Here is a 14,205-nt window from a genome sequence, read left to right on the forward strand (position 1 = left end):
GCCACCGCCGCCGCCAGCGGCAGCCCGGGCACGAGTGCGTGCGCGACCGCCGCCACGGCCGCCGTGGTCACGAAGACGAGCGCCACGGCGAGCAGGAAGATCGGCTGCCGGCTCGCCGCGAACTGCCGCCACGAGGTGCGCTGGACGGCCGCGTACAGCAGGGAGGCAGCAGGGGAGCCGGCAGGGGAGGCAGCAGCAGCGGCAGCACGATGCCCGGCGGTACGTCCACGTTCGGGACGAAGGGCGGGACCGGTACGGTGACCAGCGCGCCGAGCAGCACCAGCATCAGCAGCACCGACTGGTCCACGACGTCCCCCCTGACGATCGCCTGGACCAGCGCAGTCGGGCGCTCCCGTACGGCGGCGCAGGGGCTAACGGTCGAGAACGTGCAGCGTGTGCGGGCTGGAGCCGAGCGGCACGGGGCCCCGTTCGGTGCAGGCCACCACGTCCGCCACCCGGGCCCCGAACAGGTCGGGCACGTAGATGGCCGGTTCGAGGCAGAACGTCATCCCGGCCGCCAGCACGGTGTCCTCGCCGTCCCTCGGCCCCTCGTCGGGCCCGAGGCCGACGCCCCGGCAGGTGCGGGGGGCGGCGAAGCGCCCGTACCCGCTGCCGTCGATCACCTCGCCGACCGCCCGCGCCACCTCCGCCACCGCGACGCCCGGCCGCACCGCCCCCAGCCCGGCCCGGTACGCCGCCGTCACCACGGAGTACATCGCCTCGAAGTCCTCGGGCGGCTCGGCCACCACGAACACCCTGGCCACCTCGGCGCAGTAGCCGCCCCACCGCCCGCACACCGACACCGTCACCGCGTCGCCGGGATTGATCACCCGCTCGCCCGGCACGTGCGCCGGGACGGCCGTGTGCTCGCCCGCCGCCACCCGCAGCGCGACCAGCTCCTCGCAGCCCGACTCCGCCAGCAGCACCCGCAGCCGGTGCGCCATCGCCCGCTCGGTCGCCCCGAACCAGGCCAGCTCACGCGCCCGCGCCAGCACCCCTTCCGCGGCGGCCACCGCCCGGCCGATGGCCGCCACCTCGTACGGCTCCTTGCGCAGCCGCAGCGGCGCCAGCACCGACGAGGCGGGCACGAGCTCGGCCTCGATCGCCATCCCGAACAGCTCCCTGACCCGCATCTCCGGATCCACCCCGACCCGCCGCGCCCCCTCGGGCACCAGCCCGGCCGGATCGGCGGTCTCGGCCACCGCGTCGCCCGTCACGACGATGAACGCCCCCGCCCGGCTGTCGGGGCCCCCGCCCAGGAACCGGTAGTCCGGCGAGGGCCGCAGCACCAGAGCGTCCACCCCGGCCCCCGCCATCGCCTCCCGCACCGCCGCCACCCGGCCGCTCACGGCGTCGCGCGGGTCCCCGGCGTCCGCCGCCCGGCCGCTCACCGCCTCGCGCGGGCTCCCGGCGTCCGCCGCCCTGCCGCCTACGGCGTCGCGCGGTTCGCGGCTCACTTGGGCTCGTGCAGCCAGCAGGCGACCGGCCCGAAGTCCGGCTCCTTCTCGCGGCACACGTCCATCACCATCGGGCAGCGCGGGCTGAACCGGCATCCGCCCGGCGGGTTCGCCGGATCGGGCACGTCCCCCGGCAGCTCGGCGGGCAGCACGCCCAGCCCGTCCGGCTTCGGGATCGCCCCCAGCAGCGCCTTCGTGTACGGGTGCCGCGGCTCGGCCCAGACCTCGGCCGTGTCACCCACCTCGACGATCTTGCCCAGGTACATGACCGCGATCCGGTCCGCGATCAGCCGCACCACCGACAGGTCGTGGCTGATGAACAGCAGCCCCGCCCCCGACTCCACGGCCAGGTCCCGCATCAGCCTGGCCACCTGCGCCTGCGCGGAGGCGTCCAGGGCCGAGATCGGCTCGTCGCCGATCAGCAGCCGCGGCCTGGCCGCCAGCGCCCGCGCGATGGCGATGCGCTGCCGTTGCCCGCCGGAGAACTCGTGCGGGTGCCGCCCCGCGAAGTCGCGCGGAAGCCCGACGCGTTCCAGCAGGTCGGCGGGGGTGGTGGCGGTGTCGCGCGAGGTGCGCAGCCCGTCGGCGATCTGCTCGCCCACCCGCCTGCGGGGGTTCAGCGACGCGTACGGGTCCTGGAACACCATCTGGATCCCGGTGAGTTTCCTGCGGCGCAGCCCGAGCGGGGTGACCGGCTGCCCGTCGAAGGCGACCGAGCCGGCCGTGATCGGGTTCAGCCCGCAGACCGCGCGGGCCAGCGTCGACTTGCCGCAGCCGGACTCGCCGACCAGCCCGACGACCTCGCCGGGATGGACCGCCAGGCTGGCCCCGGCCACCGCCCGCACCACGGGCCGGCCGGGGGAGCGGTGCTCGACCACCAGGTCGTCAATGGTCAGCAGGCTCATGACAGCTCCGTATCAGGCAGGGAGTCCAGCAGCGAGCGGGTGTAGGGATGCTCGGGCTCGCGCAGCACGCGGGCGCGCGGCCCCGACTCCACCACCAGGCCGTCCTTCATCACGCTCACCTCGTCCGCGACGGCCGACATGACGCCGAGGTCGTGCGTCACGAGCAGCACCGCCAGCCCCAGCTCGTCGCAGAGGCCGCGCAGCAGCCGCAGCACGCCCGCCTGGACGGTCACGTCCAGCGCGGTCGTGGGCTCGTCGGCGATCAGCACCTTCGGCGAGCAGGCCAGGGCGACGGCGATCGCGATGCGCTGCCGCATCCCGCCGGAGAACTGGTGCGGGAAGCGCCCGTACGCCTCCGCCGGGCCCGGGATGCGCACCTTGCCGAGCAGCTCCACCGCCCGCGCCTTCGCCTCCGCCTTGCCCAGGCCGAGGTGGTGGCGCATGTGCTCGGTGAGCTGCTTGCCGATCGTCAGCATCGGGTGCAGGCTCGTCGCCGGGTCCTGGAAGACCATGGCGACCTCGCCGCCGCGCACCCGGTTGAGCTCCTTGGGCGGCAGCGCCAGCAGGTCGCGCTCGCCGAGCCGGATCGCGCCCGTGGCCCGCGCGCCGTGCGGCAGCAGCCCCAGCACGGCCAGCCCGGTCATCGTCTTGCCCGAGCCGCTCTCCCCGGCCAGGCCGTGCACCCGGCCGGCCGACAGCCGCAGGTCGACGCCGCGCAGGATGTCCTTCCCGCCGATCGACACCTTCAGCTCGGTGATGTCCAGCGTCACAGCGCACGCTCCTTGATCGCGCGGGCCGTACGGGGGTCGAGGGCGTCGCGCAGGGTGTCGCCGAGGAAGTTGAACGCCAGTACCACGGTCAAGATCGCCAGACCGGGGAACGTCGCCACCCACCAGCTGTCGAACACCTCGACGCCGGAGGCCACCATCGCCCCCCACTCGGGCGAGGGCGGCTTGGCGCCCAGGCCCAGGAACGACAGCCCCGACAGCAGCAGCAGCGCGGTGCCGATGTCCAGCGTGGCCAGCACCAGGACGGGGCCGGTCACGTTCGGCAGCACGTCGACCCGCAGCGAGCGCCACACCGAGAAGCCCAGGAGCCGCCCGCTCAGCACGAACTCCCGCTCCCGCACGCCCAGCACCAGCCCGCGCGTCACCCGCGCGTAGGCGGGCCAGGCGACGACGAGCACGGCCAGCACCGCGTTCGTCAGGCTCGCGCCGAGCGCCGCGGCCACCACCATGGCCAGGATGACCGTGGGGAAGGCGAACACCAGGTCGGCCACCCGCATGATCGTCTCGTCCACCCAGCGGCCGAAGTATCCGGCGCACGCGCCGAGCAGGCCGCCGATCAGCACCGACAGCGCCACCAGCAGCAGCGTCAGCGGGATCGACACGCGCGCCCCGTACATGACCCGGCTGAGGATGTCGCGGCCGAGCTGGTCGGTGCCGAACCAGTGGCCGGGCCCGGGAGCGGCCAGCCGCGGCAGCTCCTGGGCGAGGGGGTCGTGCGGCGCCAGCGCGGGCGCGGCCAGCGCGACCACGAGCCAGGCCACGACCAGCACGCCGCCGACGATCGCCAGCGGCTGGCGCCACGCCTCCGGCAGCCTGCGCAGCAGGCCCTTGCGCGCGAGAGGGTCGCGCCGTCTCATTGGAGCCTCACTCGGGGATCGATGACGCCGTACAGGACGTCCACGATCAGGTTGATGACCAGGTACACGATGCCCACCACGAGGCCGACGCCCATGACGGCGGGCAGGTCGAGGGTGGTGGCGCTCTTGTAGGCGTACTGGCCGACGCCCGGCCAGGCGAAGATCGCCTCGACCAGTACGGTGCCGGACAGCAGGCTGCCGAAGGCCAGGCCCGCCACGGTGATGATGGGCACCAGGGCCGAGCGCAGCACGTACCGGAACAGGATCGTGCGCCCTGGCAGGCCCTTGGCCCTGGCGGCGCGCACGTAGTCCTGCCCCAGCACCTCCAGCACCGCCGAGCGGGTGAACCTGGTCAGCAGCCCGATCGTGTAGAGCGCCAGCACCAGGGCGGGCGTGACGAGGTGGCCGGCGGCGGAGGCGAAGATGTCCCACCGGCCGGCCAGCAGCGCGTCCACCGTCTGCAGCCCGGTCACGGGCGGCGCCAGGCCGAGCGCGACGTCCACCCGGCCGCTGCCCGGGGTGAGCTGCAGCCGGTAGAAGAACACGTAGAACGCCAGCAGCGCCAGCCAGAACGTCGGCACCGAGATGCCGATCAGGCTCAGCACCCGCAGCGCGTGATCCGAGAGACGGTCCCTGCGCAGCGCCGCCACCACGCCGAAGCCCACGCCCAGCACGAGCGAGACCAGGATCGCCGCGCCCGCCAGCTCCAGCGTGGCCGGGACGAACTCGGCCAGATCCTGGCTCACCGGGCGGTGGCTCTGCTGGCTCATGCCCAGGTCGCCCTGGACCAGGCCCTGGAGGTGGAGCAGGTACTGCTGCCAGAGCGGCTTGTCCAGACCGTGCTCGGCCCGCCACTGCGCCACGATGGCGGGATCGCCCAGGGCCCGCTGACCGAGGTTGGCGGCCACGGGGTCACCCGGGACGAGGTTCGTCAGCACGAACGTCACCAGGGTGATGCCCCAGGCCATCAGCACGGCCAGCAGGATCCGCCGGATCAGGAACCGCGCGAGCGGATGCACCCTGCGCCGCCCTTACTTCGCGCCGAGGTCGGCGACGTCCACCGTCCACACGGGGTGGTACTCGAGGCCGGTCACCGACGCCGCGGTCACGATGTTCTGGCCCGGCTGGATCAGCGGCACGAACGGGCCCGAGGCGTTCAGCTTCGTCTGGACGTCCACGTACGCGGCCCCGCGCGCCTCGTCGCCGATCGTGACGGCGGCCTTGTCTCCCGCGGCCTCGATCTCCTTCGCCGCGCCCTTCTTCCAGCCGGCCCGCAGGCCCACCGTCTTACCGGGCAGGAAGGCGAGGTAGTCGCTCGGGTCGGGGTAGTCCGGGCCCCAGTACCACAGGCCCATCTCCTCCTTGCCGTTGCGGTAGTTGTCCAGCGCCGTCGTGACGGGCGCCGGCTGCAGGTCGACCGTGATGCCGACCTCCTTGAGGTTGGCCTGGATGCGCTCGGCCAGCGGCTGGAACGACAGGCCGTTCACGGTCAGCTCGCTCGGGTACTCCAGCTTGACCGTCGGGTTGGACAGCCCGCTGGCGGCCAGCGCCGCCTTGGCGCCCTCGACGTCGCGCTTGGCCCCCTGGTCGGCGGGCAGGGCGCCGAGGAGCTGCGACGGGATCACGCCGGGGGCCTGCGTCGAGCCCTCGCCGGCCAGCTCCAGCAGCCCGGCGTAGTCCACGCCCTTGCGCACGGCCTCGACGAACTTGGGGTTCGTGGTCGTCCTGCTGATGCCGGAGTCCTGGTTGGCCAGCAGGAAGATGACGTTCGCCGACGGGGTCTTCTTCACCTGGAGCGTCGCGGGCATGCCGGTGACCTGGTCGCCCGACAGGTTGAGCGCCACCTGGCTGTCGCCGCGCTGCACGTTCAGCTTCTGGGTGGCGGCCTCGACGTTGCGGATGACGACCTTGTCGTAGGCGGGCTTGGTGCCGTAGTACTTCGGGTTCGCCTTGAGCGTGACCTGGCTGCTCACGTTGAACGACTCGATCTGGTACGGGCCCGAGCCGGCCGAGGAGGCGTTCAGGTACTGCTCGGCCTTGTCCTGCGGGTCCGTCGTCGCGCCGTTCTGCTTGGCGAGCTTGCTGTTGATGATGCCGAGGGCCGGGTTCGGCAGGATGAACGGCAGGGCCGGGTTGGCCGTCTTCGACGTCAGCGTGATCGTCGAGTCGTCGGTCTTGGCCACCTCGACGCCGTCCAGCAGGAAGGACGGCGTACCCTTCATGTCACGCACCCGCGTGAGCGAGAACACCACGTCGTCGGCCGTCAGCGGTGAGCCGTCGGCGAACGTGGCCCCCTGCTTCAGCTTGAGCGTCAGCGTCTTGCCGTCCTCGGACAGCTCGTACGACTCGGCCAGCGCCGGCACCGGCTTGGTCACGTCGGCCCCGTCGAACGTCAGCAGCGTCTCGTAGACCGCCTTGCCGATGATCAGGCCGGTCGGCTCGTACGTGCGTCCCGGGTCGGCCGTCTTGAGGTCGAAGGAGGTGTCGATGACGAGGGTCTTGCCCCCGGCCGCGGCCGGGGTCTGCGAGGTGCCGCCGCCGCTTCCGCAGGCGGCGAGGGCGAGTGCACCGGCGAGCAGCACAGCCGCCGTCTGCGAGCGGGTCGCCATGTAGTTCCTCCAAAATTGGACGTTCAGCAGAAGGATGTCGAGGATTGTCCGGCAGAACGTCCAGGCTCTGTGCGGTCAGCAAGACGGATATAAAGTGCGGTGAGGTAATGATGAGTGAAATTTCCAGAAATGGTGTCGGCGGTGCCGGTCAGCCTGGACGGATCGGCATCGGGCTCGAACTGGACGACGTCCACATGAAGATCCTCGAGGTCCTGCGCGAGAACGGCCGGATCTCGGTGGCCGCGCTGGCCGAGCGGGTGGGCATCTCGCGCGCCAACGCCTACACCCGCTTCGAGGCGCTGCGCGCCGACGGCGCGATCAAGCGCTTCACCGCCGAGATCGACCACGTCAGGACCGGGCTCGGCATCACGGCGCTGATCTTCGTCACCGTACGCCAGCAGATGTGGAAGCAGTTCAGGGCCGAGCTGGCCAGGATGCCGGAGGTGGAGTATTGCGCGATCACCACCGGCCAGCACGACGCCATGATCCAGGTGCGGGTCTCCGACGTGGCCGCCGTGCACACCATGGTGACCGACCGGCTGGCCAACATCCCCGCCGTCAAGGCGACGGAGACGGTGTTCATCCTGGACGAGGTGCTCAGGCGGCCGTACGTGCTGCCGAGCGACGGCGACCGGGACCGGCCGCGCGCCCCGCGACGACCGGCCCCTGAGGCGCAGGGGGACGTGCCGCTCGGCAAGATGCGCTTCGTCGGCGCCGCCGAGGGCCGCGCCGCCCTGCGTAAGGACGGCTGACGTGTACGGTCGGCTCGGTGATCAGGCCACTTCGGCGCACACGCTCACGTGCGGCGTGTCATCCCCCTCGAACGCGAACTCCTCCACCAGTCGCAGCCGCCCGTCCTCGCCGGCCTCGATGCGGCTGGTGCTCCTCCCGGCCGCCTTGCCCCCGGCCACCAGCGCGTGCACGTAGGTGATCGACACCCGGTCACCGTCCCTGGTGCCGACGAAGCGTCCCTGGGTCACGGTGTCGCCCGTGTAGCTGCCCCACACCACCTCGTCGTCCTCCCAGTACTCGAACCGGGTGGGGCTGTCGGGGTTCACCACGCTCGCCGTGGAGCTCACCATCACGAATTTACGGCCGTTGAGATTCACGCCCCCTATGGTCCCCAGATTCCCGAAATATCACCAAATCGTTGGACATTTGGTGAGGCTCCCCTGTCAACCCCGCCAATCCGTCCAGCAACCCGCCCCACAACCCACGATCACCACGCCCCCGTCCACCGCCCCCAACTCCCAGGGCCGGCTCCCACCCTCGCTCCCGGCTGTTGTCCTCAGCCACCGGCGGCGCACCCGGCTCCCCGCCTCGCGTCCGTGCTCCCAGGCCCGGCGCTCGGCCTCGTGTCCGGCTCATGGCGCGGTCCCTGTCTCCGGCTCCCGCTTACCGATCCCACCAGCGGTCCCTCCGCAGGGGGCCTGTCACCCGGACCTCAGGGCAGGGTGCGCTGGCGCCGATGGCACGGTGGCGTTGATGCGTTGATGCGTTGATGCGTTGATGCGTCGATGCGTCGATGCGTCGGAGGGCGGAGGGCGGAGGGCGGAGGGCCTTGGGCGGAGGGCGTTGGGCGATGGCGCCCGGTGGGTCGGAGGTGCGAAGGGGCGGTGGCCGGGTGGCGTGGGTGGCTGGAGTTGGTCGGCGTGCTGGAGGCAGATCACACCCGGGGGATCCCTAGGTCGGACCCTGACGCGCCGTATCCGGAAATATCCCACCATGCGAGGCGTCCCTGTGGGAGGGGCGCAGTCTGGATCTTCAGGCCGTTCGCCGGAGGGACGGCCGGGGGTCCTCGCCGCGCAGGAGAAGGTGCCCGACGGCCCCGTGGAGCAGCTGCCACGCCGCAGCGCCGGTCCTCGCCAAACCGGCGCCGGGTCCGCGGCCCATCGGGCCGGCCCGCACGTAGCCATGCGGGCCGCCCCGAGTGCCTTCACCCCCGCGGAGACACCTTTCGGGCACCTGCCCGGAGGCGGCGCTCCGGGGTGGTTGCCCCCGGCAGCGCCGTCTCATGAGGGATGCCGTCTCGCGAGGGTTGTCGCCTCACCGGGCCGTCCAGCGGCAGTGACATCGCCGCACGCGGACACCCTCGAATGCCGCCTGTGCCGGTGCGGGGGCGCGACTCGCGGGGCCGGGCATGGGGTTGCCCGGGACTTTACCTTTCACCGCCTGACGCCATCATTGCGCTGTGTGATAGTAATGTGACACTGCGTATCCGAAAGAGATCCGGGAGATCTTCATGGTGGCGTACACGCTCTCGATCTTGGCGGCGGTAGGCGCGGTGGCGCTCACCGCGCTGCTGTTCAGGCGGGTGAAGAGAGCGGGTGAGGACCGCGATCCCAGCGGCCCGTCCGCCGCGCACGCCGGGGCGATGCTGTCGGCCATGTTCCTGCTGGTGTTCGCGATCGCGATCATCGTGCCATGGACCACGGCCGACGCCGCCAGGCTCAACACCCACGCCGAGAGTCAGGCCGCGGTCGACGCCTACTGGGCCGCCGCCGACCTGCCCGGCTCCGCGCCGGAGGAGGTGCGGCGGTCGTTGCGCGACTACGTGGCGTTCGTCGTGAGAGACGAGTGGCCGGTCATGGCCGACGGCAAGATGCACCCGGTCGGCGCCGAGCGGATGGACGACCTGCGCAGCCGCGTCACCGAGTTGCAGACGAGCGACAATGACGAGGAGGACGCCAAGGCGGGCGTGCTGGAGCAGCTCAGCGCCATCTCCACGGCCCGAGCCCAGCGCACCGCCGACGCCGCCGCGTCGCCGCCCGACGGGCTGCTGCTGCTGACGATCCTCACGGGCGTGCTGGTCGTCGTCTTCCCGTTCCTCGCCGGGGCCAGGCCGCGCGGGCTGGCGATGCTGCCGCTGCTGGCGACGGCCGCGCTGCTGGGCTTCGGCACCTACCTGACCTGGGACATCTCCCGCGCCTTCGCCGGGCCGCTGGCGGTCGGGCCGGAGGCGTTCCAGGGGGCATTGCAGGAGTTCGCGCGGATCACCGGGGGGATGTGACCGTGGCAGCCGGACGCGCGCCGCTGCTGCTCGCCGCCACCCTCCTCACCACCGCCGCCGTCGGCCCGGCCGCCGGCGGCGGGAATCCCCGATCCGAGCGCACGCCGGCGACGGTCACAGAGGTGTACGCCGGTCAGGGCTCGATGGCGGTCAGGGCGGCCGGTGCCGGTCAGGGCTCGATGGTGGCCGGTGCCGGGCAAGGTTCGGCGATGGCCAGGACGGTGAGCGCTGGGCAAGGTTCGGTGGTGAGCACGGCGGCGGGTGCCGGGCAGGGGCCGGTGGCAGACGGCGGGCAGTGGCGCGGGCCGGGGGCGATGGTGGTGCTGGGGGTGGCCGGTGGCCGGGAGACCTCGGTTGACCGGGGTGCGGGTGATGGGCGGGTGCCGGTGAGGGGGTGGGGCGGTGGGCGGGTGCCGTCGCCTCGGCCGGTGCCGAAGGTGTCCGTACGGCCGCCCGTCCCGCCCAAGGGCGTCACCGTGGGCCCGACGGTGAAGGTGCCCCGGGTGTCGGTACGGCGCGCGCCCCGGCCCAAGGTGTCGATCTCGATCCCGAACGTGAACCGGCGGGCCGCCCCCGAGATCACGCTGCCCCACGTGACGATCTACCCGGACGGCGTGTGCTCGGGCGCGGTCGAGGTGGGGGAGTGCCCGCGCCGCAGGTCCAGGGCGGAGGCGCGCGAGGTCGTGCCTCCCGCGCCGCCCGCGTCCCTCGTTGAGCCGGTACGTGTGCCCCCTCCGCCGACCCCCACGCCGTCGGCCCGGTCACACGTCAAACGCCTCGAACCGCCGGCCAGGCGGGGCAACCCCCTGAACACCGTGCTGCTGACGGTCGCGCTGGTCACGGCCATCAGCTCGACGACGGCGGTCGCGTTCCGCCGGACCCGATGATCAGGCGAGAGGCCGGGGACAGGGGAGCGGCTCCCCGCCAGGGAACGGCTTGGGGTGATCAGGCGAGTAAGCCCTTTGGCAGGTCGGCGGATCCGTGATCACGAGAGGGACTTGAGGGCTTTGGTGCGGGTTTCGAGGGTCTGGCGGAGGGTGGCCGCCTCCTTCTCGGCCTTGGTGGTGTCGGCGCGCTCATTGCGTCCGTACGCGGCCAGCGCCTGGTCCAGCAGGCCCGTGGCCGTGCCGTTGGCCAGCAGCTTGCGGTACAGGGCGGCGTACTCGCTCTTGTACAGCTTGTTGAACTCGGCGTTGGCCAGGAACTTCTCCTTCAATGCGTGGCCGATCCGCATGCCGCCTCCCGGCCCGCCCGCCCGCTGCCCTGCCTGGGACTGCTCAGCCTGGGACTGCTCAGCCTGGGACTGCTCAGCCTGGGACTGGTTGGTCTGGGACTGGTCGGACTGGGTCGGCCTGGCCGTGCGGGGGAAGCCCATGCTGATCGTGTCGTCGGGCCCGGCGGTGGCGTCGCCGTTGAGGGCGAAGTTGAGGTCCCAGCTGATCACCTTGAACTTGGCCGTGTTCAGGTCGTACCAGAGGTAGTAGTTGCGCCCGGGGCCGGCCATGTCGTCGAAGTTGAGCAGGAGGTTCTGCAGGGCGACATATCGGGCGAACGACTGCACGTCCAGCCGCGCGGCCAGCCCCGTGGCGAACTCCTCGGCCGGCGACTGCTCCACCCACTTGATCAGGTCGATGACGGGCTGCAGATCGCGCTCACCTTTCAGGTTGACCTGCTTGAAGTCGTCCACGTACTCGGTCTGGTCCTCGCCCTGGTAGGCGAACCGGCTGGAGGCCAGCGACTTGTACAGGACACCGTGGCCGAGGCGTTCGGCGTACCCCTCGTCCAGGTACTCGACCAGGAGGCGCGGTGCGGCGGCGCGGCCGTTGACCGAGAAGGAGGCGTAGGCCGAACGTTGGGTCGGCTCGCCCGCCGCGCCCACCATGGCGATGGCCAGGGCCTCGTTCAGGAGGGCCGAGGACTGCGCGGCGGCCGGGCGTACGGCGAGCTGGGTGTGGCCCTGGTAGCGGCGGCCCTCGACGAACTCGTCGAAACTGATCAGCCACGGCAGGTTCTCCGGCTCCTCGGCCTTGAGCGAGGCGCCGAATCCGCCGGGCCGCCCGCCCCCAGGCTGACCGGCGCCGGGCTGAGCCTGGCCACCGTTCTGGGTCTGGCCGTCGCTCTGCTCCTGGCCATCGGACTGGGTCTGCCCGTCCCCCTGCGTTTGCCCGTCCCCCTGGGTCTGGCCGTCAGGTTGGGTCTGGCCGTCCGGTGGTGGGAAGCCGTTCGGTGGGCGGACGCCGTCGGGCGGTTGGCCGCCCGGCATGCCGCCCGTCCGCCCGGACCGCACCCGCGACTGCCCCTTCCAGGTGAGCCCCTGCAGCGTCGAGTTGCCCTTGAGCCGGATGCCCACGCTCGGGATCCTGGTCCCGTCGATGGTCAGGTCCGCCTCGACGTACTTCTTGTCGCCGTCCTTGAAGTACTCGGTCAGCATGTCCTGGTAACTCTCGTCCCGGAACGTCAGGGTCACCTGGTGCGGCGCAGAGGCGTCGAACAGTTCCTTGGACCCGGTGAGGTTCCGCACGGCGGCGTCGGTCCCGGCGGTGCCGGAGGCGGTGACGTACGGGCGGATGGTGCCGCTGCCGAACACTCCCCAGCACGTCGCCAGGAACGCCGCGCACAGGGCCACCAGCTTCCAGTGGTGCCGGAGCTTGACGGGAACGCGGTGCTTGAGCCGCTTCGGCTGTGCCATGACGGAGACCTCACAGGTCCGTCTGGTCGTATCCGGTCAGGACAGTGACCGACTGGCCGTGGTTGCGGTCGCGCAGCGCGGCGATGAGGTCGGCGGGTTCGGCGCCCTTCTTGATCTTCGTCGTGTACATGAGCTCGACCAGCGCGCCCGCCCTGATCGACTCCATGCTGACCAGCTCGAACTCGTCGGTGTGGCGCAGCAGCACGTCCTGGATCGCCTGGGTGTAGTCCTCGTCGGAGGGCACCTGCACCTTGACGACCTGGCGGCGTACGTTCAGCCGGAACCAGTCGAAGCGGTGCATCACCACGATGATCAGCGAGATCGCCACCGCGGCCACCACGGCCAGCAGGTAGAAGCGGGTGCCGACGGCCATGCCGACGCCCATCACCAGGAAGATGAACCCGACGTCGCGGGTCTCCTTGATGGCGTTGCGGAAGCGCACCACCGACAGGGCGCCGACCAGGGCGAAGGCGCGGGCGATGTTCGAGCCGACGACCAGCATGATCAGCGAGATGAGCATGCCGAGGACGACCAGCGTCTGCACGTACGACTGGCTGTAGGAGACGTTGCGGTGCGTCGCCCGGTAGACCCAGCCGATCATCGCGCTGAGCACGAACGACAGGGCCATCGCGATCGCGATGTCGGCCACGCTGAACGTGCCGGACAGGTCCTGGAACGAGAAGTCCATGGGGTCATGCCTCCGGGGGAGCTGCCAGAGCCGACGCGCGGCCGTGGTTCAGGTCAAAGTCAGGGCGGGGGTCATACAGCGGGTCAAGGTCGTGGCCGGGGATGTGGAAGATCGAGCGCGGCGCCAGCCCGTACGCCTCCACGCTCTGGCAGTACTTGGAGACCCGGATCACCTGAAGGTTCCGCTTCGCGGTCAGGTCGGTCAGCCAGTACGGCACCCGTTCGTTCGCCTTGACCTCCACGATCGTCTTCCCGGCGGGCACGATCAGCCGGTTCTCGGCGTCGGCGGCGAGGTGGAAGTCCCGGTCCCGCCCGCGTACCCGCTGGTCGAAGGTCACCCGCAGGCCCACGTCGGCGCCGCGGCCCACGTACGCGTGCCGCTGGTAGCCGGTCATCGCGGTGGCCCGCAGGTCGAGCCGGCAGACGAGGTCGAGCACCTCCTCCAGGAAGCCGCGCTCCGACGGCTCGTGCTCGACCAGCTCGCGTCCGTCGCACAGCAGCAGCGCGTCCCGGTACGGCAGCCGCACCCGGCGCTTCTGCGTGACCCGGTTGACCCGCTGCTTGATCTCGACGTGCACAGGGGTGTCGGGCGTGACCGCGAACCGGTCACCGTAATGGCGCACGCGCAGTTTCCTGCGGAACTTCAGGCCCTCGATCTTCTCCCAGTAGAAGCGGAGCCGCCGGGTGTCGTAGTAGACGCTCCAGACGCCGTAGCCGGCGTCGCCGCTGTGGCGGTCGCGGTCGAGCAGGCCCTCGATCTCCTGGCGCAGCTCGCCGGCCGTCCGCGCGTCCACGAGATACTTGATCTCGTACCGGTTGAACGCGTGCAGCCTGCTGGGCGAGCGCAGCGCGTGCCCCGCCTCGCCGGGGGTCTGGCGGGGGAGCGCGGGCCGGTCCGCGGAGACGGCGCGCCTGCGGAATCCACGCAGCATGTCTCTCCTTCCGTGTCAGCCCACAGGTGACCGCACCAACCTGGGAATAATGTGTGAACCACACCAGGACGGAAGGTGAACGACGGCTAACCCCCGGGGCCGCGTGCGGGGAGCAGGACCTGGAAGACCGTGCCCCGGCCGGGCCGGCTGCGCACCTCGATCCGGCCGTCGTGCGCCTCGACCAGCGCCGCGGCGATGGCCAGCCCCAGCCCGGTCCCACCATCCCGGCCGCCGGTCCGGCCGCCGCCGGTCTCGCCACCCGGGCCGGCCG

Annotated in this window: 16 protein-coding genes; 3 read left to right on the top strand and 13 right to left on the bottom strand. The window is 71.8% G+C overall.

Annotation, left to right across the window (positions count from 1 at the left end; all coding sequences use genetic code 11):
• Nucleotides 1-67: 67 nt before the first annotated feature.
• From ABFX54_RS53440 to ABFX54_RS53475, 8 genes are all read right to left on the bottom strand, one after another.
• Complete coding sequence (locus tag ABFX54_RS53440) at nt 68-307, bottom strand: hypothetical protein (RefSeq protein WP_346115019.1); 240 nt, start codon at nt 305-307, stop codon at nt 68-70.
• A 64-nt stretch (nt 308-371) separates the two neighbouring features.
• The gene (locus tag ABFX54_RS53445) at nt 372-1,457 is read right to left on the bottom strand and encodes a M24 family metallopeptidase (protein ID WP_346115020.1); all 1,086 of its coding nucleotides are present in this window, start codon (nt 1,455-1,457) and stop codon (nt 372-374) included.
• The gene (locus tag ABFX54_RS53450) at nt 1,454-2,362 is read right to left on the bottom strand and encodes an ABC transporter ATP-binding protein (RefSeq protein ID WP_346115021.1); all 909 of its coding nucleotides are present in this window, start codon (nt 2,360-2,362) and stop codon (nt 1,454-1,456) included. Before ABFX54_RS53450 ends, ABFX54_RS53445 begins: the two co-directional genes overlap by 4 nt.
• Nucleotides 2,359-3,132 carry an ABC transporter ATP-binding protein gene (locus ABFX54_RS53455; protein WP_346115022.1) on the bottom strand — a complete coding sequence of 258 codons (774 nt, stop codon included), beginning with the start codon at nt 3,130-3,132 and terminating at the stop codon, nt 2,359-2,361. The genes ABFX54_RS53450 and ABFX54_RS53455 overlap by 4 nt, the downstream gene beginning before the upstream one ends.
• Entirely contained in the window at nt 3,129-4,007 is an 879-nt protein-coding gene (locus ABFX54_RS53460) for an ABC transporter permease (protein ID WP_346115023.1), read from the bottom strand. Before ABFX54_RS53460 ends, ABFX54_RS53455 begins: the two co-directional genes overlap by 4 nt.
• A complete protein-coding gene (locus tag ABFX54_RS53465) occupies nt 4,004-5,026 on the bottom strand; it encodes an ABC transporter permease (protein WP_346115024.1) in 1,023 nt (340 codons plus the stop codon). Before ABFX54_RS53465 ends, ABFX54_RS53460 begins: the two co-directional genes overlap by 4 nt.
• Nucleotides 5,027-5,038: 12 nt before the next feature.
• The gene (locus tag ABFX54_RS53470) at nt 5,039-6,616 is read right to left on the bottom strand and encodes an ABC transporter substrate-binding protein (RefSeq protein WP_346115025.1); all 1,578 of its coding nucleotides are present in this window, start codon (nt 6,614-6,616) and stop codon (nt 5,039-5,041) included.
• 23 nt (nt 6,617-6,639) lie between these two features.
• On the bottom strand, nt 6,640-6,810 hold the full coding sequence (locus ABFX54_RS53475) for a hypothetical protein (protein ID WP_346115026.1): 171 nt from the start codon (nt 6,808-6,810) through the stop codon (nt 6,640-6,642).
• Here ABFX54_RS53475 and ABFX54_RS53480 point away from each other — a divergent pair, their 5' ends adjacent.
• The gene (locus ABFX54_RS53480; RefSeq protein ID WP_346115027.1) at nt 6,811-7,368 is read left to right on the top strand and encodes an Lrp/AsnC family transcriptional regulator; all 558 of its coding nucleotides are present in this window, start codon (nt 6,811-6,813) and stop codon (nt 7,366-7,368) included.
• Between the two features lie 21 nt (nt 7,369-7,389).
• On the opposite strand, the gene ABFX54_RS53485 is transcribed toward ABFX54_RS53480, so the two are convergent.
• A complete protein-coding gene (locus ABFX54_RS53485) occupies nt 7,390-7,725 on the bottom strand; it encodes an avidin-fold protein (RefSeq protein WP_346115028.1) in 336 nt (111 codons plus the stop codon).
• Nucleotides 7,726-8,858: 1,133 nt separating this feature from the next.
• Between ABFX54_RS53485 and ABFX54_RS53490 the strand changes: the two genes are divergently transcribed.
• Entirely contained in the window at nt 8,859-9,626 is a 768-nt protein-coding gene (locus tag ABFX54_RS53490) for a bestrophin-like domain (RefSeq protein ID WP_346115029.1), read from the top strand.
• A gap of 2 nt (nt 9,627-9,628) precedes the next feature.
• Entirely contained in the window at nt 9,629-10,513 is an 885-nt protein-coding gene (locus ABFX54_RS53495) for a hypothetical protein (RefSeq protein ID WP_346115030.1), read from the top strand.
• Nucleotides 10,514-10,611: 98 nt separating this feature from the next.
• On the opposite strand, the gene ABFX54_RS53500 is transcribed toward ABFX54_RS53495, so the two are convergent.
• The 4 genes from ABFX54_RS53500 to ABFX54_RS53515 form a co-directional block, all read right to left on the bottom strand.
• Nucleotides 10,612-12,315 carry a CotH kinase family protein gene (locus ABFX54_RS53500; protein WP_346115031.1) on the bottom strand — a complete coding sequence of 568 codons (1,704 nt, stop codon included), beginning with the start codon at nt 12,313-12,315 and terminating at the stop codon, nt 10,612-10,614.
• A 10-nt stretch (nt 12,316-12,325) separates the two neighbouring features.
• Entirely contained in the window at nt 12,326-13,003 is a 678-nt protein-coding gene (locus tag ABFX54_RS53505) for a DUF4956 domain-containing protein (RefSeq protein ID WP_346115032.1), read from the bottom strand.
• 4 nt (nt 13,004-13,007) lie between these two features.
• Entirely contained in the window at nt 13,008-13,934 is a 927-nt protein-coding gene (locus ABFX54_RS53510) for a polyphosphate polymerase domain-containing protein (RefSeq protein ID WP_346115033.1), read from the bottom strand.
• Between the two features lie 86 nt (nt 13,935-14,020).
• Nucleotides 14,021-14,205: ATP-binding protein (locus ABFX54_RS53515; protein ID WP_346115034.1), on the bottom strand; the 185-nt coding region annotated here is incomplete at its 5' end.

The sequence above is a fragment of the Nonomuraea maheshkhaliensis genome (assembly GCF_039529435.1).
GTDB classification, from domain to species: Bacteria; Actinomycetota; Actinomycetes; order Streptosporangiales; family Streptosporangiaceae; genus Nonomuraea; species Nonomuraea maheshkhaliensis.